Raw genomic sequence first — 25,023 nt, 5'->3', positions numbered from 1 at the left:
ACCGGCGTGCTTTCGACACCAGTGCAAGCGGCGGTTGCCAACGATGTATGTGGGTGCCCTTACCCTGGACATCCTGCTCGGCGAGGTGCACTCGCTGAAGCAGAAGCGATCGGTCGTGCGTCCGCTGGTCGCCGAGTTGCAGCGGCGTTTTCCCGCTGTGGCCGTGGCCGAGACCGGCCACCTCGACCTGCATCGAAGAGCCGAGGTCGGCATCGCGGTCGTCTCCGCCTCAGCGGGTAACTGCAAAGAGGTGATGGACTCCTGCGAACGGCTGGTGGCCTTCCGCCCCGAGATCGAGCTGCTGTCGGCCAGGCAGCGGCTCTACAACGACGAAGAGTGAACGAACGCACGACGGCCTGTCGTGCCTGAGGGGGGAGCGAACATGGTGGATGCAGCACGAGCGCGCAAGCTTGCCGATCGCATCCAGCAGATCGTCGCCGAGATGCTGGAGCGCCGGATCAAGGACCCGCGCCTCGGCTTCGTCACCGTGACCGACACACGCATCACGGCTGACCTGCGTGAGGCCACGGTCTTCTACACGGTGTTCGGTTCCGACGCCGAGCGCGCCGACAGTGCGGCCGCGCTCGAGAGTGCCAAGGGCATCATCCGGTCCGAGGTGGGCCGCCAGACCGGTGTGCGCTTCACCCCGACGCTGGCGTTCAAGCACGACCCGCTGCCCGACAGCGCCCGCCAGCTCGACGACCTGATCAACGCCGCCAGGGCCAGGGACGCCGAGGTGGCCCGGCGCGCAGCGGAAGCCGACTACGCGGGAGAGCCCGACCCGTATAAGAAGCCCGACGAGGAAGACGACGAGCAGGCGGGACACCCGGCGCCGTGACGCCCGACGTTCGCGACAGGCTCGACCGCCAGTCTCGCGTCACCCCGGGTACGGCGCAGCCTTCCGGCTCGCCCGTGCCCGAGGCGGCGTGGAGCCGGGCGCTCCAGCTGATCTCGCAGGCGGACGAGGTGGCGCTGGCCTGTCATGTGTCGCCCGACGGCGACGCGCTCGGCTCGATGCTGGCCGTCGGCTTCGTGCTGCGGTCGATGGGCAAGCGCGTCTCCGCCTCGTTCGGCGACCGTGACTTCACCGTGCCGAGGCTGCTCGGCTTCCTGCCGGGCCAGGACATGCTGGTGCCGCCGGCGGACTACCCGGCGGCACCCGACCTGATGATCACCTTCGACTCGCCGTCGATCGGCCGGCTGGGCCTGCTCGCCGGCAGCGTCAAGCGGGCACGCGAGCTCATCGTGGTCGACCACCACCCGTCCAACGACGGCTTCGGCACGCTCGACCTCATCGACCCGAGCTCGGCGGCAACGGCCATGCTGGCCGAACAGCTCATCTACCGGCTCGGCGGCGCGCTCGACCACGACATCGCCACCTGCCTGTACACAGGGCTGGTGACCGACACCGGGTCGTTCAGGCACTCGTCCACCACGCCGGCCGCCCACCAGATGGCGGCCCGCCTGATCGCCACCGGGCTGCGCACCGACGAGATCGCCAGGGAGCTGTGGGACCGCTCCCCGTTCGGCTACCTCAAGGTGCTCGGCGCCGCGCTGGAGCGGGTGTCGCTCGACGACGGCCTGGTGTGGACGTACATCACCCGGGTCGACAGGGCGGCCCACGGCCTGCCGTACTCCGAGCTCGAAGGCGTCATCGACATCGTGCGGCGCACCGACGAGGCCGAGGTGGCCGCGGTGCTGAAGGAGGACGACCAGGGCGCCTGGCAGGTGTCGACCAGGTCCAAGGGCCACGTCGACGTGGCGGCGGTCTGCGCCGAGCTGGGCGGCGGCGGTCACCACAACGCGGCCGGGTTCACCTCGCACGACAGCGTCGAGGAGACCATGGCGAAGTTCCGGAACCTGCTGAGAGAGGCTTGATGGCCGAGAGCGGCTTGATCATCGTCGACAAGCCCGCCGAGTGGACATCCCACGACGTGGTGGCCAAGTTGCGCCGCTTCGCGGGCACCCGCCGCGTCGGGCACGCCGGCACGCTCGACCCGATGGCGACGGGCGTGCTCGTCGTGGGCGTCGAGAAGGCGACCCGGCTGCTCGGGCACCTGGCGCTGACGGAGAAGGTGTACGAGGCCACGATCCGGCTGGGCGTGACCACCAACACCGACGACGCCGAGGGACAGGTCACCTCGACCGTTTCGGCGGCGGCCGTCACGCCCGAGCGGGTGCGGGACGGCGTGGCCGCGCTCACCGGCGAGATCATGCAGATCCCGCCGCAGGTCAGCGCGATCAAGGTGGACGGGCAGCGCGCCTACAAGCTCGCCCGCGCGGGCGAGGACGTGGAGCTGGCCGCCCGTCCCGTGACCGTCTACGACTTCGACGTCACCGACGTGCGCCACAAGGACGACGTGGTGGACGTGGACGCCACGGTGCGCTGCTCGTCCGGCACCTACATCCGGGCGCTGGCCCGCGACCTGGGCGCCGGTCTCGGCGTCGGCGGGCACCTGACCGCGCTGCGCCGCACCCGCGTCGGCCCGTACGACCTGTCCGGAGCCGCCACCATCGAGCAGCTCGCCGAGGAGTGCTCGGTGCTGCCGATCGGGGAGGCCGTGGCGGCGGCGTTCCCGCGCAGGGACGTGACCGACGAGGAGGCCCGCGTCGTCAGGCACGGCGGCCGGCTGCCCGCGGCCGGGATCGGCAAGGGCCCGATCGGCATGTTCGGCCCCGACGGCGAGCTGCTCGCGCTGGTGGAGGAGCAGGGCCGGCTGGCCAAGCCGCTGGCCGTCTTCGTCTCCTAGACGGGCTTGCGCGCCACCATGATGTCCCGGACGATCGCCTGGTCGACCCAGTGCTCGAAGTCCGGATAAGGCACCACGTCGAGGCCCGCCGAGGCGAGGATCGCGGCGAGCTCGTCGCGGCCGCCGCCGTAGGTGTTCCAGGAGATGCCGAGCGCGCCGCCGGGCCGCAGCAGCTCCGCCCAGAGGGGGGCGGCCTGCTTGATCAGCTCCAGTGGGCTGCGTGACAGGCCGCCGCCGCCCTTGCTGCCGTGCTGCACCCCGTAAGGGGCGTCGGTGGCGATCACGTGGAACGAGCGCGGCTTGAAGAAGTCGCGGCTGCGCATGGTGTCGGCGTTGACGACCGACACCTGCTGCGTGTCGCCCTCCTTGAACGCCTCCTTCGACAGCGCGAACGTGACCGCGAGCCGCCGCCCGATCAGCGCCCGCTCGCGCCGCACCGGCACGGTCTCGGCGGTGTGCTTGAACCGCTTGTTCTTCAGCCAGGTCTTGAGGAAGCCCGCGTAGGCGTCGAAGTCCTTGCCGTCGACGTCGAGCCCGTAGGCGTCGTAGCCGTACATCAGTGCCTGGTTGAGCGTGGTGCCGCGCCCGCACATCGGGTCGAACACCGACAGCCTGCCGTCGAGCGGGAAATCTGAGGCCAGCGCGGTGACGTTGAGCAGCAGCTTGGTGAAGTGCTCGTTGGTCTTGCCGGCGTACTTCTGGATCGTGAGCAGGTCGCTGCTCAGCCGGTCGAGCGGGCGCATCGCGAGCGGTCGCAGCAGCTCGCCCTCCACCCCGAACAGGGCATAGACCGACGACAGGTTGGACAGCAGCGCCACGTCCGCGTCGCCGAGCGGCTCGGCGGTCTCGAACGTCACATAGGGCAGGCCGCCGATCTCGCTCTCCTCGATGCCCGACACGCCGGCCGCCAGCGCCCTGTCGCTGAAGACGGCCAGCTCGGCGCGGGTGAGACGGGCGGAGCTCTGCCCGTAGACGCGGTTGAACGCGGGCAGGATCAGAAGTGCGTAACGAGGCATGGTGGCAACGATCGTACCGCCCTCGGTTTCGGGGAATGCGGGCGAGCATGGCAGGCTTGTGGAGGGAGTGATCCGCCACAAGCGAATGGGGCCGGGCGTGCGGGGTTCGGAGAGGTCTGTCGTCACGATCGGCATGTTCGACGGCGTGCACCGTGGCCACCGGCGGGTGGTCGAGCGGGCCGTCGCCGTCGCCCGCGAGCGCGGACTGCCCTCCGTGGCGCTCACGTTCGAGCCGCATCCGGAGGAGGTCGTGCGGCCCGGCCACCGGCCGGCTCGCCTGACGTCGCCGCGGCGCCGGGCCGACCTGCTGACCGGGCTGGGCGTGGACGAGGTGCGGGTGCTGGCGTTCACGCTGGAGCTGTCGCGGCTCAGCCCGGCGGAGTTCGCCCAGAAGGTGCTCGCCGACGGGTTGCACGCCGCCTGCGTCGTGGTGGGGGAGGACTTCACCTTCGGCCACCGCGCCGAGGGCGACACCGAGACGCTGCGCGCGCTGGGGGAGAAGTACGACTTCACGGTCGAGGTGGTCACCCTGCTCGACGCGCTGTCCTCCACCGAGATCCGCGAGCGGCTGGTGTCGGGCGACGTCCACGGCGCCGCCGCCGACCTGGGCCGGCCGCATCGGGTCGAGGGCGTGGTGGTCCGCGGCTACCAGCGCGGACGGCAGCTCGGCTTCCCCACGGCCAACGTGGAGACGCCGCCGCAGACGGCCATCCCGGCGGACGGCGTCTACGCGGGCTGGCTGGAGTGCGTGCCGGTCGCCAACCTGCCCGCCCTCTACGAGGGCGAGCGCTGGCCCGCCGCCATCTCCGTCGGCACCAACCCCACGTTCGAAGGGGTGCCGCGCACCGTCGAGGCGTACGCGCTCGACCGCGACGACCTGGAGCTGTACGGCGTGCACGTGGCGGTCGAGTTCGCCGCGCGGCTGCGCGGCAACACCCGCTTCGACTCGATCGAGGAGCTCGTCGCCCAGATCCACGCCGACGTGGACGAGGTCCGCCGCCTGACTTCCTGAGATCTCATCGGCGGCGCAGCGACTCCAGCAGCACCGACAGGGCCGCCAGGGTGTCGGCCAGGTCGTCCGGCCCCGCCGACTGGGCCAGCCACAGCACCGCCTCGTTCATCGCGCCCGACAGCAGGCGGGTGAGCGGGGCGACCGGCTGGGCGGGGATGGTGCCGTCCTCGATCAGCTCGGCGAGTGCCTCGGCCAGATGCCTGGCGGAGTTCGCCTCGTCGATCGCCCGCCACTCGTTCCAGCCCAGCACCGCCGGGCCGTCGATCAGCATGACGCGCTGGACCTCGGGATCGGCGCCGGCTGTCACGAAGGCCGCGCACCCGGCCCGGAGCCGCGACCACGGATCGTCCGCGGCGTCGGCGGCGGCCGCCACCCTGGCCGCCACCTCCTGCTGCACCTCGTTCAGCACCGCGCGGAACAACTCGGCCTTGCCCTCGAAGTGGTGGTAGAGGGCGCCCTTGGTCACGCCGGACTCGCGCACGATCTCGGCCAGGCCCACCGCGCCGTAGCCCCTGCTAGCGAACAGCCGCCGGCTGACGGCGAGCAGCGTTCGCCTGGTGTGCTCCCGCTGCTCAACTCTGGTCCTGGTCATCGCGCCTCACTTTGACATACCGACGGTACGCCAACTAGCGTACCGTCACATACCGTTGGTATGCGAAAGGGGACGACATGGAACTCACCGGCTTCTATCCGGTGATCTGCACGGACAGGGTCAGCGAGTCCCGGGACTTCTACGTCCGGCTGTTCGGGTTCGAGGTGACCTTCGAGGCGGAGTGGTACGTGAGCCTGCGCCGCGGCTCCTACGAGCTGGCGCTGCTCGACCACACGCACCCGACGCTGCCCGAAGGGCGCCGCGCGAAGGCCGCGGGGCTGCTGCTCAACTTCGAGGTGGCCGATACCGACGCCGAGTGGGAGCGCCTCGTCGTGGGCGAAGGGCTGGCACCTGAGCTGGCACTGCGCAGCGAGGACTTCGGCCAGCGCCACTTCATCGTGGCCGACCCCAACGGCGTGCTCATCGATGTCATCACGCCGATCGAGCCGTCCCAGGAGTACGCGGAGCAGTACGTTTGACACGTGGAAGGCGACACGGAACGCGAGCACCCGGTCCAGGATGGTAACCTTGCATGTCGGCTCTGTGACGGCAGCGCTGTGCGCTGCCCTGAAGGCCTTCGCCGCGGCGACTGTAGGCACGCACGGTCGTTCGCACCAGCTTTCCGTTAGCGCGTGCCCGTAGATGAAGGAGAGCCGTGTCCCTCGACACCGCTGCCAAGAAGTCCATCATTGCCGAATACGCGACGGTCGACGGTGACACAGGGTCGCCCGAGGTGCAGATCGCGCTGCTCAGCAAGCGCATCAGCGAGCTCACCGAGCACCTGAAGACGCACAAGCACGACCACCACAGCCGTCGTGGCCTGCTTCTGCTCGTCGGTCGCCGGCGCCGCCTGCTGAAGTACCTTCAGAAGGTCGACATCGCGCGTTACCGTGCGCTCATCGAGCGCCTCGGCCTGCGGCGATAACATGAAAGGGAGCGGCGGCCTACGCCGCTCCCTTCTCATATGGTCCGGCGAGTCGAGCGGCTCCGCGCCGCGCGCCTGACGTACAACTGAATATCCGAGACACTTAGAGCCCCCGCGTCCGCTCAGCACCATGCGACCCGCGACGCCTGCGGGCCGGTCCTCGGTAGTGGCTTCCGGTAACCAAGACCGGGCGCTTCGATCGAAGACCGGCGCTGCACCTAACGAGGGTGCCGGTGTACAGGGCGCGGGAGACCGACTGACCAAGGAGGTCCCCCGTGGAGGGTGTCCACACCGCTGAAGCCGTCATAGACAACGGCTCTTTCGGCACGCGCACGATCCGGTTCGAGACCGGACGGCTCGCACAGCAGGCGGCAGGCAGTGCCGTCGCCTATCTCGACAGCGACACGATGGTCCTGTCCGCGACCACCGCGTCCAAGAACCCGAGGGAGAACCTCGACTTCTTCCCGCTCACCGTGGACGTCGAGGAGCGCATGTACGCCGCGGGCCGCATCCCCGGCTCGTTCTTCCGGCGTGAGGGCCGTCCCTCCGAGGACGCCATCCTCACCTGCCGCCTTATCGACCGCCCGCTGCGCCCCTCGTTCGTCAAGGGCCTGCGCAACGAGATCCAGGTCGTCGCCACCGTCATGGCGCTCAACCCGGACCACCTCTACGACGTGGTGGCCATCAACGCCGCCTCGCTGTCCACCCAGCTCGCCGGCCTGCCGTTCTCCGGCCCGATCGGCGGCGTCCGCGTCGCGCTGATCGACGGCCAGTGGGTGGCCTTCCCGACCCACCACGAGCTCGAGCGCGCCACGTTCGACATGGTCGTGGCCGGGCGGGTGCTCGCCGACGGCGACGTCGCCATCATGATGGTCGAGGCCGAGTCCACCAAGGACACGCTCAAGCTGGTCGCCGAGGGCGCCGTCGCGCCCACCGAGGAGACCGTGGCCGAGGGCCTGGAGGCGGCCAAGCCGTTCATCAAGGTGCTGTGCGAGGCGCAGTCCAGGGTCGCGCAGGTCGCCGCCAAGGAGACCGCCGAATACCCGATCTTCCTGGACTACCAGGAGGACGTCCTGGGCGCGGTCGAGTCCTCGGTGAAGAACGAGCTGGCCGCCGCGCTGACCATCGCCGGCAAGCAGGAGCGCGACAACGAGCTCGACAAGGTCAAGGCGGTGGTGGCCGAGAAGCTGCTGCCCGAGTTCGAGGGCCGCGAGAAGGAGATCTCCGCCGCCTTCCGCTCGGTGATGAAGAAGCTCATGCGCGAGCGGGTCATCAAGGACGGCGTCCGCATCGACGGCCGTGGCACCAAGGACATCCGCGCCCTGTCGGCCGAGGTCCACGTGGTGCCGCGGGTGCACGGCTCGGCCCTGTTCGAGCGTGGCGAGACGCAGATCCTCGGCGTCACGACCCTGAACATGCTGCGCATGGAGCAGGTCATCGACACGCTCAACCCCGACCGGACCAAGCGCTACATGCACAACTACAACTTCCCGCCCTACTCCACCGGTGAGACCGGCCGGGTGGGCTCGCCCAAGCGCCGCGAGATCGGACACGGCGCGCTCGCCGAGCGCGCGCTGATCCCGGTGCTGCCGGCCCGCGAGGAGTTCCCGTACGCCATCCGCCAGGTCTCCGAGGCGCTCGGCTCCAACGGCTCGACCTCGATGGGCTCGGTCTGCGCCTCCACGATGGCGCTGCTCGACGCCGGTGTGCCGCTCAAGGAGATGGTGGCCGGCATCGCGATGGGCCTCATCGGCGAGGGTGACACCTACGTCACGCTGACCGACATCCTCGGCGCCGAGGACGCCATGGGCGACATGGACTTCAAGGTCGCCGGCACCAAGGACGTCATCACCGCGCTCCAGCTCGACACCAAGCTCGACGGCATCCCCGCCTCGGTGCTGGCCGGCGCGCTCAAGCAGGCCAAGGGCGCCAGGCTCGCGATCCTCGACGTGATGCAGGAGGCCATCGACTCCCCGGCGGAGATGAACCCGACGGCGCCGCGCATCATCACCATCAAGGTCCCCGTGGACAAGATCGGCGAGGTCATCGGCCCGAAGGGCAAGATGATCAACCAGATCCAGGACGACACGGGCGCCGAGATCACCATCGAGGACGACGGCACCATCTACATCGGTGCCACCGACGGCCCCTCCGCGGAGGCGGCCCGCACGGCGATCAACGGCATCGCCAACCCGCACATGCCGGAGGTCGGCGAGCGCTACCTGGGCACGGTCGTCAAGATCGCCGCCTTCGGCGCGTTCATCTCGCTCATGCCGGGCAAGGACGGCCTGCTCCACGTCTCGCAGATCCGCAAGCTGCACGGCGGCAAGCGCATCGAGAACGTCGAGGACGTGATGAGCGTCGGCGAGAAGATCCAGGTCGAGATCGCCGAGATCGACCAGCGCGGCAAGCTCTCTCTCGTGCCCGTCGAGGTCATCGAGAAGGAGTCCGCCGAGAAGGAGGCCGGAGGCGACTCCGGCGAGAGCCAGCCCGAGGAGTCGGCCCCCGCGGGTGACGACAAGTCTCGCGAGGAGCGCCCGCGCCGCACCCGCACCCGGGTGCGCGCCCCGCGCAGCGACGGGGACGACCGCAACTCGTGATCACTACCACGCTGCATCCCGGCCGGGACGGGGCCGGGGTGGTCAGGCGCACCGTCCTCCCCGGTGGGCTGCGCGTGGTGACCGAGACCATGCCGACCGTGCGTAGTGTCGCGGTCGGCATGTGGGTCGGCATCGGCTCGCGTGACGAGGCCCCCGAGCACACGGGAGCCACCCACTTCCTCGAACACCTGCTGTTCAAGGGCACGCCGACTCGTGACGCCATGGAGATCTCGGCGTCCATCGAGGGCATCGGCGGTGAGATCAACGCCTTCACCGCCAAGGAGTACACCTGCTACTACGCGCGGGTCCTCGACGAGGACCTGCCGGTGGCGGTGGACGTGCTCGCCGACGTGGTGACCAGTTCGCTCATCACGGCCGACGACGTGGAGTCGGAGCGTGGCGTGATCCTTGAGGAGATCGCCATGCACGACGACGACCCGTCGGACGTGGTGCACGAGCAGTTCGCGGCGGCTCTCTACGGCGATTCTCCGATCGGGCGGCCCATCCTGGGCACGGTCGAGTCCATCAACACCCTCGGCCGCGACCGGATCGCCGAGTACTACCAGCGCTACTACCAGCCCCTGCGCACGGTCGTCTCGGTGGCGGGCAACGTCCGCCACGAGGAGGTCGTCGAGCTGGTAGCACGGGCCTACGAGCGCTCGGGCACGCTGACCGGCCCCGCCGAGTACGCACCGCCCCGCACCAGCGGGCCGGGCGCGCGCACGTCGTCGGTGGCCAAGGTCCTCGACCGGCCGACCGAGCAGGCCAACCTCGTGCTGGGCACCAGCGGCCTGGCTCGCACCGACGAGCGCCGCTTCGCGCTCGGCGTGCTCAACGCCGCGCTCGGCGGCGGCATGTCCTCCCGGCTCTTCCAGGAGATCAGGGAGAAGCGCGGCCTGGCGTACTCCGCCTACAGCTACACCTCCGCCTACGCCGACACGGGCCAGTTCGGCATCTACGTCGGCTGCCTGCCGTCGAAGATCGACGACGTGCTCAAGATCTGCCGGGACGAGGTGGCCAGGGTGGTGTCCGACGGCCTGACCGAGGACGAGATCGTCCGCGGCAAGGGCCAGATGCGCGGCGGCCTGGTTCTAGGCCTGGAGGACACCGGCTCGCGCATGTCCCGCATCGGCAAGAACGAGCTGGTCTACGAGGAGTTGCTCTCGGTGGACGAGGTGCTCTCCAGGATCGAGTCCGTCACCGCCGGCGAGATCGCCGAGGTGGCCACGGACGTGCTCAGCAGGCCGCTCACGCTCGCCGTGATCGGCCCGTACGGCGACAAGGACTTCTCCGACGCCATCTCCTGACCTCGGTATAGGCTTGACCGTGTGATCAAGGTAGGTGTGCTCGGCGCCCGAGGCCGCGTGGGCGTGGAAGTGTGCAAGGCGGTCGAGGCGGCCACCGACATGGAGCTGGTGGCCGCGCTCGACAAGGACGACCCCATCGAAGGGCTCGAAGGGGCCGAGGTGGTGGTCGACTTCACCCATCCCGACGTGGTGATGGGCAACCTGGAGTGGGCGATCGCGCATGGTGTGCATCCGGTGGTCGGCACCACCGGCTTCGACGCCGCGCGGCTCGACACCGTCCGCGGCTGGCTGGCGAAATCCCCCGGCGCCAACTGCCTGATCGCCCCCAACTTCGGCATCGCGGCCGTGCTCATGATGCACTTCGCGCAGCAGGCGGCCCGGCACTTCGAGTCCGTCGAGATCGTCGAGCTGCACCACCCGAACAAGGCCGACGCCCCCTCCGGCACCGCCCGGCGCACCGCCGAGCTGGTGTCCGAGGCGCGGGCCAAGGCCGGCCTCGGTGCGATGCCCGACGCGACCAGCACCGAGCTCGACGGCGCACGCGGCGCCGACGTCGGCGGCGTCCACGTGCACGCGGTGCGGCTCGCCGGGCTGATCGCCCACCAGGAGGTGTTGCTCGGCGGCGACGGCGAAACCCTCACGATCCGACACGACACCATGAGCCGCTCCGCCTTCACTCCCGGCGTCCTGCTAGGCGTGCGCCGCGTGCGGGAGCTGCCCGGCCTCACCGTGGGCCTGGAGCCTCTGCTCGACCTCTAGACAGACGCCGTGCCCACCACCTGGTCAAGGTCGCGGGCACGGTGTGAGGAGGGGGTCCCGGCTCCGCACAGCCGAGCCTACGATCATCACACTAATATCCAGAGGCGGCCGCGACCTCGAACATGAGACCGTGTCGGCATGGCGCGATGGGCAAAGGCTGATGATCTTGCAGGTCTGGTTTTCGTGGAGGTCGCGGCCGACGGGCTTTTCGAGCAGGTGGGGATCACCTTCCCGCCCGGTACGACGATGATCGAGGAAGTGGACGACCCCGGCTCGGTGCTGGTCGAAGGCGATCCGCCGGCGGGGTTCGCCCTGGTCAGCCGGGTCGACGGCAACCTGCACCTCGACCAGCTCGCCGTCCATCCCGAACGGATGCGGCGGGGGATCGGCGGGCGGCTGGTCGAGGCGGTGCTGGACCACGCACGAGCGGCCGGCGTTCCCGCGGTGACGCTGACCACGTTCAGAGACGTACCGTGGAACGCGCCCTGGTACGAGCGCCACGGCTTCACCGTGCTGCCCGCAGAGGAGTGGGGGCCGGAGCTGCGCGCGCTGGTCGAGCACGAGCGGGAGCTGGGCATCGAGGTCGCGCCCCGGGTGGTCATGCGCGCCTAGCCGCCGCTGGGCCCTCCCGCCGCGGATATCAGAGTCGACTGACCTCGTGCGGCGGGGGAGGGTCGTCGAAGTGCGGACGCTGGGGTGGCTGGCCGCTGACCGCCTGTACGATGTCCGCCGCGATGTGGTGCACCTTGACGTTCCTGCTCTGCGAGCTGCGGCGCAGGATCTCGAAGGCCGCAGGCGCGGTGCAGCGTCGCCGGGCCATGATGATGCCGAGCGCCTGGTCGATGATCATCCGGGTGGTGAGCGCCTCTCGGAGCTGCTCGATGACCTCTTTCAGGCGGGCCTCGTGCTGCACCGACCGGAGCAGCACTCCCGCCTGCTCCGCCGTCACCTGAGCGGCGACGCGCGTCTCCCTGGCGAAGCCGCCGCACCGCTCCGAATAGAGGTTCAGCGCTCCCCGCACCTGGCTGTCGAAGGTCAGCGGCTGCGAGTGCAGGCTGCGCACACCTTTGGCGGCAAGTCCGGCGGCCGAGCCGTGCCAGCGCGACTCGGCGGCCAGATCAGTGGCCAGGACGGCCTGCCCGCTCTCGATCGCCTCCAGGCACGGTCCCTCGCCGGCGCTGAACTGCAGCTCGTCGAGCGTCGCGGCGTCCGTGGCGGAGTAGGCGACGGTGCGCAGCCGGCCGTTCTCGCACACGGCGACCGACGCCAACGGCGCATCGGGCATGGCCCGGGACGCGATGGCGAGGATCTCTCGTAGTGGTTGCTCGAAGGCTGGGGTTCGCGTGAGGTTGCTGAGCGGGTCCAACGCCTTTCCTCACGAGTGCGTAGCGGGGCCGCGCCTCCACCGGCTGCATCGGCAATGAAGGCCATCAGGGTGTGGACCATGCGAGCTGCCCCGGATCGGCGACTCATAACGTGTCACAAGGTGACGGCCAGGCCGATCGCGAGGAGCAGGCCGTAGGCCATCTGGAGCTTGCCCGTCTGCTGCAGGGCGCTGATCAGGGCGGGCCCCGCGGCGCCGCTCAGTACGGTCCGCACCGGGGAGATCGCCAGGGGGGCCGCGAGCAGCGCGAGTGCCGCGGCGGGCGCGACCACGACCATGGCGAGCGCGACCGCGAACGGCACGATGAGGCACGTCGCGTAAAGAACGCGGGTCCGGGGCGCGCCGAGCACGACCGCCAGCGTCCGCTTGCCCGACTGCCCGTCGGTGCCCACGTCGCGCAGGTTGTTGACCACCAGCATCGAGCACGACAGCAGCCCGACCGGCACGGACGCCACCAGCGCCGGCCACGAGAGCTGCTCGGTCTGCACGAACGCGGTGCCGACCACGGGCACCACACCGAAGAACACGAACACGGCCGCCTCGCCCAGCGCGCGGTAGCCGTACGGGCTCTTGCCGCCCGTGTAGAACCAGGCGGCGGCGATGGCCGCCGCGCCCACCAGCAGCACCCACCACGCGCGGGTGGCGACCACGAGGACCAGACCGAGCACCGCCGCGGCGGCGAAGCAGCCCAGCGCCGCGCCGAGTACCTGCGGTGGCGTGGCCACCCGCGAGCCCACCAGCCGCATCGGGCCGACCCGCTGGTCGTCGGTGCCGCGGATGCCGTCGCTGTAGTCATTGGCGTAGTTGACGCCGATCTGCAGCAGCAGCGCGACGAGCAGCGCCAGAACCGCACGCCACCAGCTGAAGCCGCCCTCGCCGATCGCCACGCCGGTGCCCACCATGACCGGGACGACCGCGTTGGGCAGCGTGCGCGGGCGCGCGCCGGCGAGCCACTGACCAGGGGTTGCCATGCGTTGAATCCTCTAGCTGATGTCGGTGGTGAGCCTGACCATGCGGATCGGCCGGCCCATGTCGAGCACGCGCTCGGCCATGTCCTCGCCCCATCCGGCCGACTCCAGGAAGCCGAGGACGGCGTAGTTGTCGGAGAAGACCCAGGTGACGATCTGGCGGTAGCCGTCCTCGCGCAGGTGGTCGACCGTGGCGTTGAGCAGGCGACTGCCGTGGCCGCGCCGGACGAAGTCGGGGTCCACCAGCAGTGTCAGCATCTCGGCCACGACGGTCGGGTCGAGGTCGGGGTCCTCGGCGGGAGCGTGTGAGGCCAGCCCGACCACCCGCTCGCCGCCACGCGGCGTCGCGGGGGCGGCGTTGCCGCCGGCTCCCAGCGCGGGGAAGCCCTCGGTGTCGAGAATGGTCTCCACCGCGACCAGCACGCGATGCCGTGAGGTGGGCGGCGCGACGATCGCCTCATCCCACTGGCGCAGCCACATCTTCTCGGCCGCCGGGCCCGTCATCTGCTCGAGAGGACCCTCGGGCAGGAAATCCCGGTAGCCGAAACGCCAGGCACGGACCTGGACGTTCGCCACCTGGAGCACATCCTCGCGCCGGGCCGCCCGGACGCCTACGTCTGCCATCTCGGCCCGCTCCTTCGCCTGCTCTTCATGCCACAAGGCACGAGTTACACCGTATCGGTGTTTGAACGTTGGAGACGACGCGAACCCTGCTTCCTCGCCCGGTACGCGCGCGTTTTAGTACGGTTGCCGCATACCCTCATCGAGCACCACGAGCGGGAACGGTTTCTGGACGAGTCGACGAACGCCCACTGGCAGGAGTCCTCGGCGCACACTTTCAGCCGGTCCCACGAGCTGTCCGTCACCGCCGCGGCGATCCCGGCCAGCCCGCCCGCGACCCCGCCGGCCACCGGCACCAGGCCGGGCCGCACCCCGAACGCCACCCTGAGCGGCAGCACGGGCAGCTCGATCACAGCCTCCCCGCGCAACGCGGCGCGCAGCCCTTCCCGAAGGGCGATCGCGGTCGCCAGGTCGTCGTCCGTGGCCCGGTCGGCCTGGCCGATGAGCTCACGCTCGCGCAGCCAGACGGCCAGCTCGGCAGGGGTGCCGAGCTCGTCGCTGTCGGCCTCGACTTCGTAGGTGTTCACGAAGTCGCGTATCAACTCCGCAAGCGCCAGCATGTGACCACTGTACTTGTTCTGTGATCATCCGACGGTGTTCAGCGCCTCCGCCAGCCGTCGCACTCCTTCGGCGAGCTCCGCCAGGTTCGCGGGCGCGATGTGCGTGACCCGGATGCGCGGCCCCGGTGGCTCTGACGGGTAGTAGATCCTGCCGGGGCTCACCAGGACGCCGTTGCGCTTGGCCGCCTCCACCAGGGCCCGCTCGTCGGTCCCCGCGGGCAGCCGCAGCCACAGGTGCATGCCGCCGCCTGGCAGCAGGTACGGCTCCGCCTGCGGCATCCGCGCGGCCAGCGCGGTGGCGAGGGCGTCGCGCCGGGTGGCGATCTCGGCGTGCACCGCCACCAGGTGCCGCTGCCAGGCCGGGGAGCCGACGAACTCCAGCGCCGTCTCCTGCAGCGGCCGGGCCACGAAGAACGACTCCACGAGCTGACTCGCCCGCAGCCGGTGCGCCGCCGGCCCCCGCGCGATGACGGCCGCCAGCCGCATGCTCGGCGAGAGGATCTTGGTGAGCGAGCGGATGTGGACCACGGTGCCGTGCGTGTCCAGGGACACCAGCGGCGGCGGCGCCTGGGCGGTCAGGTGGCGGGCGTAGTCGTCCTCGATCACGAACGCCCCCGCCGCCCTGGCCACCTCCAGCACCTGCCGCCGGCGTTCGCCGCCGAGCGTCGCGCCCGTGGGGTTCTGCAACGTCGGCTGGCAGTGGAACACCCGCGCCCCCGACACCGCGAACGCCTCCGCCAGCAGGTCGGGCCGCACCCCGTCCCGGTCGATGGGCACCGCGGTGGCCCGCAGCCCCGCAGCCTTGGCCGCCGCCAGCGCCCCCGGATACGTCGGCGTCTCGACCAGCACCTGCGTCCCCGGGGCGGCCAGCGCCCTGAAGGAGTGGGTCAACGCGGCCTGACCGCCGCTCACGATCAGCGCGTCGGTCTCCGTCACGTCCCCGCCCGCCTGGGTGGCGAACCATCTGCGCAGCTCGCCCAGCCCGTTCAGCGGGGGCATGGCCCACGCGTCCGGCCTGCGCACCGCTCTGGCGGCCGCCGCCGCGAGCTGCCGGTCGGGCCTGAGCCCGGCAGGCAGATAGCCGCCGGTCAGCGGCACCGCACCCTCGGGTGGCACGCCGAGCAGCGCCGCCACGGGCTCGTCGTCGATCACCCGGTCGCCGAGCGCGACCGTCTGCCAGGAGAAGTCGGCGGCCTCCCGTGCCCACTCCCGCCGTGGCGCCACGAAGGCCCCGCTGCCCGGCCTGGTGATCACCTTGCCCTCGGCGGCGAGCTGCCCGAGAGCCCGCGACACGGTGACCGGGCTCACGCCGTGGCGGCGCATGATCTCCCGGCTGGACGGCAGCCGGTCGCCCGGACGTAGCCGGGTGACCTCTTCGCGCAGGATCGCGGCGATCTGACCGATACTGCTATCGTGATCCATGAAAGGCAACGATAGCGCTACCGTCACGGTCGCAGTAGCGGTCCCGCCGAACGCCCGGCAGGGCACGGCACTCGCGTTCCTGGGTGTCGTGGCCTTCTCCGGCTCCTTTCCGGCGACCGTCTACGCGATGCAGGGCTTCGACCCGTGGCTGGTGGCGATAGGCCGCGCCTTCATCGCCGGAACCGTGGCCCTGGTCTGCCTCAAAACGGCAGGGCTCCCGCTGATCCCCCCGAGAGCGCAGTGGCGCCCGTACGCCCTGATCTCCCTGGGTGTCGTCTTCGGCTTCCCCGTCTTCAGCGGCCTGGCCCTGGACCTCGGCGCCGGCACCGCCCACGCCGCCGTCGTCATCGGCCTCCTGCCGGCCGCCACCGCCGCCTTCGCCGTCCTGCGCGCCGGCGAGCGCCCGCGCCCGCTCTTCTGGGCAGCGTGTACGGCAGGCGCCGCCGCCATCACGGTGTTCACCCTGACCAGGGGAGAGGCCAGCGCGGCCTGGCCCGACCTGCTCCTGGTGGGCGCCCTGATCTCGGCCGCCGTCGGCTATACCGAAGGCGGCACCCTGTCCAGGACCACCCCCGGCTGGCAGGTCATCTCCTACGCCCTGGTCCTGTCCCTCCCTCTCACGACCCCGATCACCGTGGCCCTGGCGCTCACCACCCCGATCACCCCCACTCCCGCCTCCCTCGCGGGCTTCGCCTACGTGGGCCTGATCTCGATGTTCCTCGGCTTCTTCCCCTGGTACGCGGGCCTGGCCAGAGGCGGCATCGCCAGAGCCGGACAGACCCAGCTCACCCAGCCTCTGCTCACGCTCGTGTGGGCCTGGTTCCTGATGGGGGAGAGGTACGGCGCCGCCACGATAGCCGCGGCGCTGGCCGTACTCGCATGTGTCGCCATCACCCAGCGCGCCCGTACTTGAAAGCCGTGACGCCTGGCCGCAGGATGGGGGGTGGAGGTGTCACACATGGCGGACCTCACGATCCCTGAAGGCGGCTTCTGGCCTGCCCCGGAGATCCCGCAGCCCAACATCTACCCGATGGAATGGCGAGTCGAGACCCACAAACTCGCGGCCATCTACGAGAAGTCCAAGCGCACCCTGTGGAACCCGGCCGACCTGCCGTGGGACGACCTGGACCCTGCCGATTTCAGCCGCGAGCAGCGGCTGGGCATCATGTACTGGTTCGCGGTCCTGGCCAACTTCGACGCCTCGGGGCCCGCGGTCTTCGCCCGCGCCACCATCCAGGCGTTCGAGAAGCACGAGGAGGACCCGGTCAGGAAGTGCTTCTTCTCGATCACCCGTGACGAGATGAACCACGAGGAATGCTGCCAGCGCAGCATCGCCAAACTGTGGCCGGGCGGCCCCCTCGACTGGATCCCCACGGACGACCTGGAAAAGGCCGCCCACAACAACATCGGCTGGCTCTATCACAACGGCGGCCGCTACTGGACCGGCTACAACACCGCCGTGGGCAAGTATTCGCTGCCGATCCTCTTCACCAGCTTCATGATGGGGGAGATGGCGGCCTCCACCCTTTTCAGAGGTATGGCCTCAGGCGCCCAGCACCCGGTATTCGAGGAGATGTTCCAGCGCATCGGCCGCGACGAGTCCCGCCACCTCCAGATCTGCATGACGATCCTGGAGAACGAGTGGCCCGGCCTCACCGAAGAGACCCGCGTCCTGATCACCCGCCAGCTCCGCGCCGGCTTCGTCTTCCTGTCCATGATCCTCTGGGAGCCGCCCGAGGGGTTCTGGGAGCTGCCGCCCTACTTCCTCGCCAACCACCGCGTCCTCATGGACCACGCCCGAGACGCCGGCCTGGGCGTGCTCTCCTTCGAGGAGCAGGCCGAGAACTGGCGCGTCGCCATGGCCCGGGTCCGCGCCATCGTCGAACGCTGGGGCATCGCCTTCCCCGCCATCCCCGAGCTGGACCTGGAAGGCGTCCCCGTCGACTTCATCGACCCGGAGGACATCATCCCGGTCTTCTGACGTACGATCCCGCTCATGTGGGGACGGGCGAACGGGCTGCGCGTCGTCGAGCTGGGCACTCCCGGCGAGATGCGCACCTGGCTGACAGACCTGGTGCTGGCGGGCTCCAAGAAGGCCACGGCCGGCCTCCTGGAGCTCGACTATCAGGCCGAAGACGAGGAGCTCGAGCACGTGGGGGAGCACCTGGCCCTCATCTACGACTCGGGCTCCCACGTGGCCACGCTCGAGGTGGTCGAGGTCGCGCTGGTGCCCTTCGCGGAGGTGAGCTGGGAGTTCGCCCAGTCGGAGGGCGAAGGTTACGGTGCGATCGAGGACTGGCGCGAGGCGCATCGGCGCTACTGGCAGGGCGAGGGCTACGAGGTGGACGACGCCACGACCGTCGTCTGCCTTTCCTTCCGGCTGGCGACCTCGTAAGGGGTGACGGCTCCTTCAAACGGCCGTTTCCGCAACCCCGTGCTGGCGCATCTTGGCTCTCTCACTTGCTGTGGGCTATCCCGAACCCGACTTTCAGGCGCGCCTCGCTCGGCACGGGGGCGCCGACCCGTAGCTGTCCGGCGCAAATGTGATCTTGGATGATATCCACGATCTGGAAGTAGAGCGGATTGGTCCTTCGCGATCTAGCATCTACGAAAGCTAGACGTTTGGATACAAGCAGTCGAGTGGGCTCAATCCTGAGGCCATGACTCCTTGGGGGACACGTAGCTGCCACGCTGGGCGACGGTGTAGATCCAGCCCTGCTCCCGGAGAAGTGCCATGGCTCTACGTATGGTTTCCCGGGCGACCTCGTACTGCTGGAGCAGCGCCGTTTCGCCAGGAATCGGCCTCCGTGGTTGAAACTGCCCCGCCTTGATCTGATCTGCGATATCCAGGGCGATCTGCTGATACAGCGGGATTTTCCGCGGCTGGCGTGGCGCCGCATCCGGGGCGCCGACGAACGTGCCCTCTCCCTGCACGGTGTAGATGAGGCCTGCCTCGCGAAGCACGTGGATGGCACGCCTGGCCGTCGTCCTGGCAACCCCGAACTCGCCCTGTATGTCGGCCTCGCTCGGAACGGGATGCCCCGAGGAGAGTCCGGCGACTCGCCGCCGCAGAATCTCGGCGATCTGGAGGTAGAGATGAGTGTCTCCATCGTAGTCGAGCACATACCAAAGATAGGCGAAGCCATACGAGACCCCCCATAACGCTTCGGCCGTTCAGGTGAATCTACATTTACGTATGGTCAGGAGGAGACAACTAGACGTATGCTCCATGCGTGGCTCAACGTCTTCCGGTGCCCCATGATGACTGTTCAAGTCCCCACGTCGCAGCAGTGCGTACCGATCACATCCACATCGATTGGAGTCCAATGCGGCCTCAGGCCGGGCGAGTCCGGGTGCGGGACTACACATGCGATTGCCAGTCCTCGTGGTACGAGCTGTGTCAGTCGGGCGGCGTGCGATTCATTCGCCGGACGAGCAGGCGCGGTGGCCGGATGGTGGTCGAGGAGTGTCAGCGGGAGAGCGTCGCCCGGATCGACGCGCTGTGGGCCAAGCTGCTGACCGGAGCGGCGCGATGATCTCGCGACGCCGCCCGTCTGCCCTGGCCCGAGTCCTGTTCTTCCTGGTGGGACGGCGAGGCGGTCGCCGCAGACGATGCAAGGGGCGGTGCTGTGCGCCGTGACGTGCTCGAAGCTCCCGGTCGGCTTCCCTGCCGCCACAGAGAAGCAGGCCGGGTCCCATGGCTCCGCACTGAAGGGATGAAGGGTGCTGCGTAGCCATGATCTACGGATCGCACACGGCCGCCGACGCGATCCGTTCGACCGAACAGGCACTGGTCCCGCCTGTCCGATCCCCCGGCAGGTGTCATCCCAATGCACCACGCCTGCCGGGTCCAACTCCCTAGCAAGCCCTTGCCTCGGGCTCAGGTTTGCGAGGGCCGCGGGGCCCTCCGGCGAGCTCTCCAAAAGGAAAGAGCAGGCTCGACGCCATGTCGCGATTTATCATTTCCGATCCATTTGCAATAAGCAGCTGTTTCAAGCCCTACCCGAATGCAATGGTCTTTTCCTCAGCGCCCTGTCGGTTGACCTCTGTCCACGCGGGAGCGCCGGGGATCCGCCGGTAGGCTCACCACCCATGATCCCCCTTGACGAGCAAGGACGCCCGGAGCCTCCTCTTGCGGCCGACGAGACAGCCACCCTCCTGGGCTTCCTGGACTACCAGCGCGCGACCCTGGCGTGGAAGTGCGCGGGACTGGACGAGGCAGGGCTGAGGGCGACCGTCGGCGTCTCGTCGATGACTCTGGGCGGAATGCTCAAGCACCTGGCCTACGTCGAGGACGACTGGAGCTCCCGGTGGCTGCACGGGCGAGCCTTCGAGTCGCCTTGGGACAGCGTGGACTGGAGGGCCGACCGCGACTGGGACTGGCACTCGGCCGCCGACGACACCCCCGATCAGCTCCACGCGCTCTGGCAGGACGCGGTGGCGCGCTCCCGCTCCCGGATCGCGGAGGCGCTGACCGATGGCGGGCTGGAGCAGCCGGCCCGGCGCACCTGGCCCGACGGGCGGGCGCCCAGTCTGCGCTGGATCCTGGTCCACCTGATCGAGGAGTACGCACGGCACAACGGCCATGCCGACCTGCTGCGGGAGTCGGTGGACGGGCTCACCGGAGAGTAGCTGCCGGCCTCGGCGTCCCTACGAGGGGCCGGGACTGAGGGGTTTTCTGCCTCGGAGGAGGGCGCTCGCGCTCCAGGTTCGTAGTTTCGCTCTGAAGTGTTGCGGGGGTCGCGAGCCGCCCGGGTTCTGGCCTGCCGATGTCTGATCGTCCTTGGCGGGTTCGCTCCCGGCGGTTGACCTCAGCCAAGGTTGAGGTCCTAGCGTCGAGCGCGAACCTCTGAAGGGGGACAGCGCATGACATATCTCGTGACAGGAGCGACAGGGAGGACCGGGCGCCAGGTCGTCGACCACCTGCTCCAGGCCGGTCAGCAGGTTCGGGCGCTCACTCGCGACCCGGCGAAGGCGGCTCTGCCGCCACAGGTAGAGGTCGTGGCCGGCGACCTCACTGCCCCGGAAACGCTCGGCCCCGCCTTCGATGGGGTGACGGGCGTGCATCTGCTGGCGGTAGGCGGCGACGACTACGCCACCCTGCGGACCGGTCCCGAAATTGTCGAGCTGGCACTGAAGGCGGGTGTCCGCCGCGCCACCGTCCTGTGGAACGGCCACGTGGGGCCGGTCGAGGAGGCCGTCGAGGCCAGCGAACTCGAATGGACCCGGCTCCAGCCCGGCGACTTCATGAGCAACACGCTCGGCTGGGCGGAGCCCATCCGTACGAAAGACGCGGTACGTGAACCGTTCGGCGATGTTCCGTCCGCGATGGTCCACGAGGCCGACGTCGGCGCGGTGGCGGCGGCGGTGCTCGTCGAGCCCGGACACGCGCGCAAGATCTATACGCTGACCGGGCCCGAGGCGCTGAGCTCGCGGCAGCGGCTCGACATCATCGCCGCCACCATCGGCCGCAAGCTGCGATTCGAGGAACTCACCGAGGAACAGGCGCGCGAGGACTGGAGGCAGGCCGGCCACAGCGAGGAGTTCATCGAGGTGCTGGCCACCTGGCGGCGGAATCCGCCCCCGGAGGCGTACACGGTGGTCTCCACCGTCGAGGACATCACCGGCCGCCCACCCCGCACCTTCGCCGACTGGGTCGCGAGCCACGCGGCGCGCTTCAAGTGAGCGGTCTCACGCGGCCGGCTGATGGGCGTGTCGATCATTTTGAGAAGCCTGCTGCCGGGCTGACTGGCCCGTCATCCTCAGCTGAGCCGGTTGCCTTCGATCGCAACTGAGGAGTGTCCGGCAGCAGGCCACATGGTCCCGCGCCCTCCGGGAGGCGCGGGACCACGCACTACGAGCAATTGGCCGGTTTGACGTCCTGAACGGCCTACCCGCAGAAATTAGGATGCCATGGCTTTCTGTAGTGGCGCTGCCCTTCTGCGCTTTCTTGGGGATCATGCGATTTCGTCTGAGGCGAGTAGAAGGCCCTTTAGTTCTGCACAGAATCCTGAGTTCATCGGGCCATAAATGGTCTCCAATTAGGCGCACTAGGGGGAATAGTGCCGGCTTGGCACGTACACCCTCGGTGCGATCATTCCCAAGCGTCGGGCGTCGGGCGTCGGGCGTCGGGCGTCGGGCGTCGGGCGTCGGGCGTCGGGCGTCGGGCGTCGGGCGTCGGGCGTCGGGCGGCGAGGGCGAGGGCGAGGGCGAGGGCGAGGGTTAGGGATCACAGGGCGGGACCTTCAGACGCAGGTCGTAACGTGCTGGGTTGCCTTCAGGTTGGCCGGCTCCGGACCGACATCGGGTCGCCACGGCCGCGCAGTCCTTCCGGGGCCGCTAATGCCCTGCCCTGGCCGGAGGGACACTTACCTGGGTCAGTTGGGGATACGGCGCCACGCCGTGTCGGTGACGATGAGGTGGTCGAGGAACCGCAGCCCCACCGTCTCGGCAGCTTCCATGAGGCGGCTCGTGGCTGTCAGGTCGTCGTCGCTGGGATTCAGCGAGCCGCTCGGATGGTTGTGAGCGATGCCGAACGCGCCGCCCCCTGCTGTGAGCACCGCTGTGATGATCTCCCGGATCGGGACTGCTGTGTGATCCGCACCGCCCTCCGTGAGCACCGTGCGCCGCAGCACCGCACCCCGAACATCACAGACGACCACGACCAGCCGTTCGTGCGAGTGTCCGCGCAGGAGAGGAGCGGCCACCGAGGCCAGGTCCGCTGTGCTGGTGACCCGCGTCCGTGTGGGCTCCGCCTCCGCGCGCCGTACAAGATGGAAGGCCGCCGCCACCCGTGCCGCCTTGGCGGGGCCCACGCCCGGCACGGCGAGCAGCCGGTGCGGCCCCGAGCGCGCAAGCCCGTCGAGGTCGCCGCAGTGCGCGATGACCTGAGCGGCCAGGTCCATCGCGCTTGTCCCACGAAAACCTGAGCCGAGCAGCACGGCCAGCAGCTCGCGATCGGCCAGCGCCGCAGCCCCGCTCTCCATGAGCCGCTCCCGCGGCCGCTCTCGCCTCGGCAGATCCTTGACTCGCATCCCGCACCTCCCGAACGATTTCTATCAACGAGCACCGACAACCTCTGGCCTGCGCGTTTCCCGGCGTCGCAATGACCGATCCGCCGGACTTGATCCTCGTCGATGTGCTTCCGGCCGCGTCTTGGTGACCGATGCGGACGAGCTGCCCCCGGAGTTGTGGTGATGCTGCGACGAGCGGGAACTGCTCGCACAGGAGGCTGATCCGGGTGAAACCTCTGACGTTTGATCATTGCCGCAGTCGACTTGGGTGCGTCGTTCACCGCATGGTCGGGCGGTACGGTGACGGCGGTCGCGGGCTCGGATACCGCTTGTGAGGTACGTGAAGCGGGGGATTCTCGGCGATGACCGGAATCTCTCCGGGCCAGGGTGGGGATCGGCGGATCTGGCGGACTTGAACTGGCACGTTGTCGGGCAGTCTGCGCATGGCCACGGACATGGAGAGCCGGTGCCCGTGGGACAGCTTCGAGCTGAACGTCCAGTCTCCGATGGTCGCACTCGGCATCCCGGTTTCCATCCGCCCGCTGGAGAACGTCTCGCGCCTCCTCCTAGCTCGGCGCGCTGGACCGAGTGAAGTCGCCAGGTGATTGACGGAATCCTGCGGTGCGCAAGTGGTGAGGAGTCGAGTGGTGGTCGGGCGGTTCCTACGGCGCGCAGGTGGTGAGGAGTCGAGTGGTGGTGTTCGGCCGGATGGAAGCGGGGCCGCAAGCCGATGGTTCAGCTCGTTCTCGGGTTCCGTACAGCGAATCCGTCGAAGGAGTCGCTACAAGCTTGTCGTCCGAGGGGAATGGCCTGTCGAGGACAGGGGCCTGGAAGAGGTGAGCTCCGGACAACGAGGCGGTGTCGCGCCGGAGCTCACGGTGACGTATGGGTCAGACTCGGCATTCCTGGACACCCATGCGGAGCCAGCCGGACCGGAATGCATGTTGATCATGTGGCACTGGTCAGACCGGCATGCTGTAGACCATGCGGAACCGGTCGCCCGGGATGATGATGTCGCTGGTCTCCACTGGGCGGTCGCCGGCCCAGTGGGTCCGTTCGACGTGCAGGACGTGTACGCCGGCCGGCAGGTCGAGGGCGTCGCTCTCAGTCGGGTGGGGAACGCGGCTGTGGATGCTCTCGACAACTTCGGTGATCTTTATGCCGTGCGCGTACATTCTCGCAACCAGGCTGCGTCGCTCTTCCTCATTGTGGGCGGCGAACTCCAGCGGCTCGTAGGCGGTCGCAAGCTGGAGGGGGCGGCCGTCGCCACGGAAGACATAGTGCGTCTTGGTCAGGGTCGCCGACCGGTCGACCCGTAGCCGTCTGGCGAGGTCGGGGCCTGCCTCGGCGGGTTCGCTGTGCCAATCCCATGTCACGCGCCTGCCCTGTGACTGCAGATCAGCAGCGAACGGGGTAGAATGATCAAGAAAACGCCATCGGTGCAATGGAGCGAGATCGGGCCGTTCTCTCACATAGTGGCCCGAGCCCACGCGGCCGATGATGAGGCCTTCGCCTGCTAGCACGCGCAGCGCGTGCCGGGCGGCGGTCTCGCCAACTTGGTACTTGCGGGTCAGCTGCGCCCGCGAGGGGATGGGCGCGCCGGGAGGAAGGGTGCCGTCGTTGATCTGTCGCCGAATGTCTTCGACGACACGCAGGTAGACCGGATCTGAGGTGGCCACTAGTCCATCCCTGGGGGTTCGTGTGAGGCGTTGCCCCATGTTGCCGTATTCGGCAGGTAACCGACCGTCATCGAGGTCTGCTGGAGCCCCAACTTTGCGGTAGCGGAAAATTATCGAAGAAACCCTGTAACGCCGGTGTAAGGGGTGGCGATTCTCCGGTAGAGGTCGTCGATGTGTGTACCCCCGAGCACATATCGGCGACCTCTTCCAATGCGCCCCTTCTGGGCGCAACTGTGCCCTTGGCGGTCCGGCGGCTGGCCAGGCGCCCCACGAGTGAGGCGCGGCCCGGCGATTGCTCCCTGATGAGGGGCGCGCGGCGTCCTCCGTAGCTGGTGGGCAAGGACGGCATAACCCTGGCTTGGCAGAGTGGGTACGGCCTGCCCGTGCGTGGCAGTGGGTACGGCCTGCCCGTGCG

27 protein-coding genes are annotated in these 25,023 nt (G+C 69.3%); 17 read left to right on the top strand and 10 right to left on the bottom strand.

What is annotated here, in order from left to right:
- Nucleotides 1-43 precede the first annotated feature (43 nt).
- Genes V5E28_RS28610 through truB form a run of 4 tightly spaced genes read left to right on the top strand, consistent with a single transcriptional unit; the run spans nucleotide 44 to nucleotide 2,750 of the window.
- Nucleotides 44-340: a DUF503 domain-containing protein gene (locus V5E28_RS28610; protein ID WP_336211192.1), complete on the top strand. Its 297-nt coding sequence runs from the start codon at nucleotides 44-46 to the stop codon at nucleotides 338-340.
- Between the two features lie 42 nt (nucleotides 341-382).
- Complete coding sequence (rbfA, locus tag V5E28_RS28605) at nucleotides 383-838, top strand: 30S ribosome-binding factor RbfA (protein ID WP_336211190.1); 456 nt, start codon at nucleotides 383-385, stop codon at nucleotides 836-838.
- The gene (locus V5E28_RS28600; RefSeq protein ID WP_336211188.1) at nucleotides 835-1,878 is read left to right on the top strand and encodes a DHH family phosphoesterase; all 1,044 of its coding nucleotides are present in this window, start codon (nucleotides 835-837) and stop codon (nucleotides 1,876-1,878) included. The genes rbfA and V5E28_RS28600 overlap by 4 nt, the downstream gene beginning before the upstream one ends.
- On the top strand, nucleotides 1,878-2,750 hold the full coding sequence (gene truB, locus V5E28_RS28595) for a tRNA pseudouridine(55) synthase TruB (RefSeq protein ID WP_336211185.1): 873 nt from the start codon (nucleotides 1,878-1,880) through the stop codon (nucleotides 2,748-2,750). Before V5E28_RS28600 ends, truB begins: the two co-directional genes overlap by 1 nt.
- Here truB and V5E28_RS28590 read toward each other — a convergent pair.
- The gene (locus tag V5E28_RS28590) at nucleotides 2,747-3,766 is read right to left on the bottom strand and encodes a TRM11 family SAM-dependent methyltransferase (RefSeq protein ID WP_336211182.1); all 1,020 of its coding nucleotides are present in this window, start codon (nucleotides 3,764-3,766) and stop codon (nucleotides 2,747-2,749) included. The two genes, truB and V5E28_RS28590, sit on opposite strands and share 4 nt — an antisense overlap.
- A gap of 85 nt (nucleotides 3,767-3,851) precedes the next feature.
- On the opposite strand from V5E28_RS28590, the gene V5E28_RS28585 reads away from it, so the two are divergent.
- Nucleotides 3,852-4,778 (top strand): bifunctional riboflavin kinase/FAD synthetase, encoded by a 927-nt coding sequence (locus V5E28_RS28585; protein ID WP_336211530.1) that lies wholly within the window; start codon nucleotides 3,852-3,854, stop codon nucleotides 4,776-4,778.
- A gap of 4 nt (nucleotides 4,779-4,782) precedes the next feature.
- Here the strand turns inward: V5E28_RS28585 and V5E28_RS28580 are convergent, their stop codons facing one another.
- Nucleotides 4,783-5,370, bottom strand: coding sequence for a TetR/AcrR family transcriptional regulator (locus V5E28_RS28580; protein ID WP_336211180.1), 588 nt, complete (start codon nucleotides 5,368-5,370; stop codon nucleotides 4,783-4,785).
- Nucleotides 5,371-5,447: 77 nt separating this feature from the next.
- Between V5E28_RS28580 and V5E28_RS28575 the strand changes: the two genes are divergently transcribed.
- The 6 genes from V5E28_RS28575 (at nucleotide 5,448) to V5E28_RS28550 (ending at nucleotide 11,573) form a co-directional block, all read left to right on the top strand.
- Nucleotides 5,448-5,849 carry a VOC family protein gene (locus V5E28_RS28575; RefSeq protein ID WP_336211178.1) on the top strand — a complete coding sequence of 134 codons (402 nt, stop codon included), beginning with the start codon at nucleotides 5,448-5,450 and terminating at the stop codon, nucleotides 5,847-5,849.
- 176 nt (nucleotides 5,850-6,025) lie between these two features.
- Nucleotides 6,026-6,295, top strand: a complete 270-nt coding sequence (gene rpsO / locus V5E28_RS28570; protein ID WP_336211175.1) for a 30S ribosomal protein S15 — start codon at nucleotides 6,026-6,028, stop codon at nucleotides 6,293-6,295.
- Nucleotides 6,296-6,570: 275 nt separating this feature from the next.
- On the top strand, nucleotides 6,571-8,895 hold the full coding sequence (locus V5E28_RS28565) for a polyribonucleotide nucleotidyltransferase (protein WP_336211173.1): 2,325 nt from the start codon (nucleotides 6,571-6,573) through the stop codon (nucleotides 8,893-8,895).
- Nucleotides 8,895-10,202 carry a M16 family metallopeptidase gene (locus tag V5E28_RS28560; RefSeq protein ID WP_336211528.1) on the top strand — a complete coding sequence of 436 codons (1,308 nt, stop codon included), beginning with the start codon at nucleotides 8,895-8,897 and terminating at the stop codon, nucleotides 10,200-10,202. Before V5E28_RS28565 ends, V5E28_RS28560 begins: the two co-directional genes overlap by 1 nt.
- Nucleotides 10,203-10,223: 21 nt before the next feature.
- The gene (gene dapB, locus V5E28_RS28555) at nucleotides 10,224-10,961 is read left to right on the top strand and encodes a 4-hydroxy-tetrahydrodipicolinate reductase (protein WP_336211171.1); all 738 of its coding nucleotides are present in this window, start codon (nucleotides 10,224-10,226) and stop codon (nucleotides 10,959-10,961) included.
- 138 nt (nucleotides 10,962-11,099) lie between these two features.
- The gene (locus V5E28_RS28550) at nucleotides 11,100-11,573 is read left to right on the top strand and encodes a GNAT family N-acetyltransferase (protein ID WP_336211168.1); all 474 of its coding nucleotides are present in this window, start codon (nucleotides 11,100-11,102) and stop codon (nucleotides 11,571-11,573) included.
- A gap of 28 nt (nucleotides 11,574-11,601) precedes the next feature.
- On the opposite strand, the gene V5E28_RS28545 is transcribed toward V5E28_RS28550, so the two are convergent.
- The 5 genes from V5E28_RS28545 to V5E28_RS28525 all read right to left on the bottom strand — a co-directional run bounded on the left by V5E28_RS28545 (nucleotide 11,602) and on the right by V5E28_RS28525 (nucleotide 15,916).
- The gene (locus V5E28_RS28545; protein WP_336211164.1) at nucleotides 11,602-12,327 is read right to left on the bottom strand and encodes a GAF and ANTAR domain-containing protein; all 726 of its coding nucleotides are present in this window, start codon (nucleotides 12,325-12,327) and stop codon (nucleotides 11,602-11,604) included.
- Between the two features lie 113 nt (nucleotides 12,328-12,440).
- On the bottom strand, nucleotides 12,441-13,316 hold the full coding sequence (locus V5E28_RS28540) for a 1,4-dihydroxy-2-naphthoate polyprenyltransferase (protein WP_336211161.1): 876 nt from the start codon (nucleotides 13,314-13,316) through the stop codon (nucleotides 12,441-12,443).
- 12 nt (nucleotides 13,317-13,328) lie between these two features.
- Nucleotides 13,329-13,937 (bottom strand): GNAT family N-acetyltransferase, encoded by a 609-nt coding sequence (locus V5E28_RS28535; RefSeq protein ID WP_336211158.1) that lies wholly within the window; start codon nucleotides 13,935-13,937, stop codon nucleotides 13,329-13,331.
- 44 nt (nucleotides 13,938-13,981) lie between these two features.
- On the bottom strand, nucleotides 13,982-14,494 hold the full coding sequence (locus V5E28_RS28530) for a CGNR zinc finger domain-containing protein (RefSeq protein WP_336211155.1): 513 nt from the start codon (nucleotides 14,492-14,494) through the stop codon (nucleotides 13,982-13,984).
- Nucleotides 14,495-14,518: 24 nt separating this feature from the next.
- A complete protein-coding gene (locus tag V5E28_RS28525; protein ID WP_336211152.1) occupies nucleotides 14,519-15,916 on the bottom strand; it encodes an aminotransferase-like domain-containing protein in 1,398 nt (465 codons plus the stop codon).
- Between V5E28_RS28525 and V5E28_RS28520 the strand changes: the two genes are divergently transcribed.
- The 3 genes from V5E28_RS28520 to V5E28_RS28510 are packed head-to-tail and all read left to right on the top strand — an operon-like array spanning nucleotide 15,915 to nucleotide 18,311.
- Nucleotides 15,915-16,829: a DMT family transporter gene (locus tag V5E28_RS28520; RefSeq protein WP_336211148.1), complete on the top strand. Its 915-nt coding sequence runs from the start codon at nucleotides 15,915-15,917 to the stop codon at nucleotides 16,827-16,829. The two genes, V5E28_RS28525 and V5E28_RS28520, sit on opposite strands and share 2 nt — an antisense overlap.
- A gap of 45 nt (nucleotides 16,830-16,874) precedes the next feature.
- On the top strand, nucleotides 16,875-17,897 hold the full coding sequence (locus V5E28_RS28515) for a hypothetical protein (protein WP_336211146.1): 1,023 nt from the start codon (nucleotides 16,875-16,877) through the stop codon (nucleotides 17,895-17,897).
- 15 nt (nucleotides 17,898-17,912) lie between these two features.
- On the top strand, nucleotides 17,913-18,311 hold the full coding sequence (locus V5E28_RS28510; RefSeq protein ID WP_336211142.1) for an ASCH domain-containing protein: 399 nt from the start codon (nucleotides 17,913-17,915) through the stop codon (nucleotides 18,309-18,311).
- 251 nt (nucleotides 18,312-18,562) lie between these two features.
- Here the strand turns inward: V5E28_RS28510 and V5E28_RS28505 are convergent, their stop codons facing one another.
- Nucleotides 18,563-19,039 (bottom strand): GntR family transcriptional regulator, encoded by a 477-nt coding sequence (locus V5E28_RS28505; RefSeq protein ID WP_336211139.1) that lies wholly within the window; start codon nucleotides 19,037-19,039, stop codon nucleotides 18,563-18,565.
- A 290-nt stretch (nucleotides 19,040-19,329) separates the two neighbouring features.
- On the opposite strand from V5E28_RS28505, the gene V5E28_RS28500 reads away from it, so the two are divergent.
- From V5E28_RS28500 to V5E28_RS28490, 3 genes are all read left to right on the top strand, one after another.
- On the top strand, nucleotides 19,330-19,452 hold the full coding sequence (locus V5E28_RS28500; RefSeq protein WP_336211136.1) for a hypothetical protein: 123 nt from the start codon (nucleotides 19,330-19,332) through the stop codon (nucleotides 19,450-19,452).
- A gap of 556 nt (nucleotides 19,453-20,008) precedes the next feature.
- Nucleotides 20,009-20,548, top strand: a complete 540-nt coding sequence (locus V5E28_RS28495) for a DinB family protein (RefSeq protein ID WP_336211134.1) — start codon at nucleotides 20,009-20,011, stop codon at nucleotides 20,546-20,548.
- A 234-nt stretch (nucleotides 20,549-20,782) separates the two neighbouring features.
- Nucleotides 20,783-21,601, top strand: coding sequence for an NmrA family NAD(P)-binding protein (locus tag V5E28_RS28490; protein ID WP_336211132.1), 819 nt, complete (start codon nucleotides 20,783-20,785; stop codon nucleotides 21,599-21,601).
- A 692-nt stretch (nucleotides 21,602-22,293) separates the two neighbouring features.
- On the opposite strand, the gene V5E28_RS28485 is transcribed toward V5E28_RS28490, so the two are convergent.
- Together V5E28_RS28485 and V5E28_RS28480 are read right to left on the bottom strand one after the other, a co-directional pair.
- Nucleotides 22,294-22,950 (bottom strand): JAB domain-containing protein, encoded by a 657-nt coding sequence (locus tag V5E28_RS28485; protein WP_336211128.1) that lies wholly within the window; start codon nucleotides 22,948-22,950, stop codon nucleotides 22,294-22,296.
- Nucleotides 22,951-23,891: 941 nt separating this feature from the next.
- Complete coding sequence (locus tag V5E28_RS28480; RefSeq protein ID WP_336211124.1) at nucleotides 23,892-24,608, bottom strand: GntR family transcriptional regulator; 717 nt, start codon at nucleotides 24,606-24,608, stop codon at nucleotides 23,892-23,894.
- Nucleotides 24,609-25,023: the final 415 nt, after the last annotated feature.

Source organism: Nonomuraea sp. LPB2021202275-12-8 (genome assembly GCF_037044575.1).
Classification (GTDB): Bacteria; Actinomycetota; Actinomycetes; order Streptosporangiales; family Streptosporangiaceae; genus Nonomuraea.
The sequence above is the reverse complement of the archived record's forward strand: the minus strand, read 5'-3'. Positions and strand labels throughout refer to the sequence as shown.

Coding starts and splice junctions, on each gene's coding strand:
- V5E28_RS28610 (WP_336211192.1), top strand. CDS start 44: ATGTATGTGGGTGCCCTTACCCTGGACATCCTGCTCGGCGAGGTGCAC.
- V5E28_RS28510 (WP_336211142.1), top strand. CDS start 17,913: ATGTGGGGACGGGCGAACGGGCTGCGCGTCGTCGAGCTGGGCACTCCC.
- V5E28_RS28580 (WP_336211180.1), bottom strand. CDS start 5,370: ATGACCAGGACCAGAGTTGAGCAGCGGGAGCACACCAGGCGAACGCTG.
- V5E28_RS28550 (WP_336211168.1), top strand. CDS start 11,100: ATGGCGCGATGGGCAAAGGCTGATGATCTTGCAGGTCTGGTTTTCGTG.
- V5E28_RS28585 (WP_336211530.1), top strand. CDS start 3,852: ATGGGGCCGGGCGTGCGGGGTTCGGAGAGGTCTGTCGTCACGATCGGC.
- V5E28_RS28525 (WP_336211152.1), bottom strand. CDS start 15,916: ATGGATCACGATAGCAGTATCGGTCAGATCGCCGCGATCCTGCGCGAA.
- V5E28_RS28530 (WP_336211155.1), bottom strand. CDS start 14,494: ATGCTGGCGCTTGCGGAGTTGATACGCGACTTCGTGAACACCTACGAA.
- V5E28_RS28495 (WP_336211134.1), top strand. CDS start 20,009: ATGATCCCCCTTGACGAGCAAGGACGCCCGGAGCCTCCTCTTGCGGCC.
- V5E28_RS28490 (WP_336211132.1), top strand. CDS start 20,783: ATGACATATCTCGTGACAGGAGCGACAGGGAGGACCGGGCGCCAGGTC.
- V5E28_RS28590 (WP_336211182.1), bottom strand. CDS start 3,766: ATGCCTCGTTACGCACTTCTGATCCTGCCCGCGTTCAACCGCGTCTAC.
- V5E28_RS28515 (WP_336211146.1), top strand. CDS start 16,875: ATGGCGGACCTCACGATCCCTGAAGGCGGCTTCTGGCCTGCCCCGGAG.
- V5E28_RS28520 (WP_336211148.1), top strand. CDS start 15,915: ATGAAAGGCAACGATAGCGCTACCGTCACGGTCGCAGTAGCGGTCCCG.
- rbfA (WP_336211190.1), top strand. CDS start 383: ATGGTGGATGCAGCACGAGCGCGCAAGCTTGCCGATCGCATCCAGCAG.
- V5E28_RS28575 (WP_336211178.1), top strand. CDS start 5,448: ATGGAACTCACCGGCTTCTATCCGGTGATCTGCACGGACAGGGTCAGC.
- truB (WP_336211185.1), top strand. CDS start 1,878: ATGGCCGAGAGCGGCTTGATCATCGTCGACAAGCCCGCCGAGTGGACA.
- V5E28_RS28540 (WP_336211161.1), bottom strand. CDS start 13,316: ATGGCAACCCCTGGTCAGTGGCTCGCCGGCGCGCGCCCGCGCACGCTG.
- V5E28_RS28535 (WP_336211158.1), bottom strand. CDS start 13,937: ATGGCAGACGTAGGCGTCCGGGCGGCCCGGCGCGAGGATGTGCTCCAG.
- V5E28_RS28485 (WP_336211128.1), bottom strand. CDS start 22,950: ATGCGAGTCAAGGATCTGCCGAGGCGAGAGCGGCCGCGGGAGCGGCTC.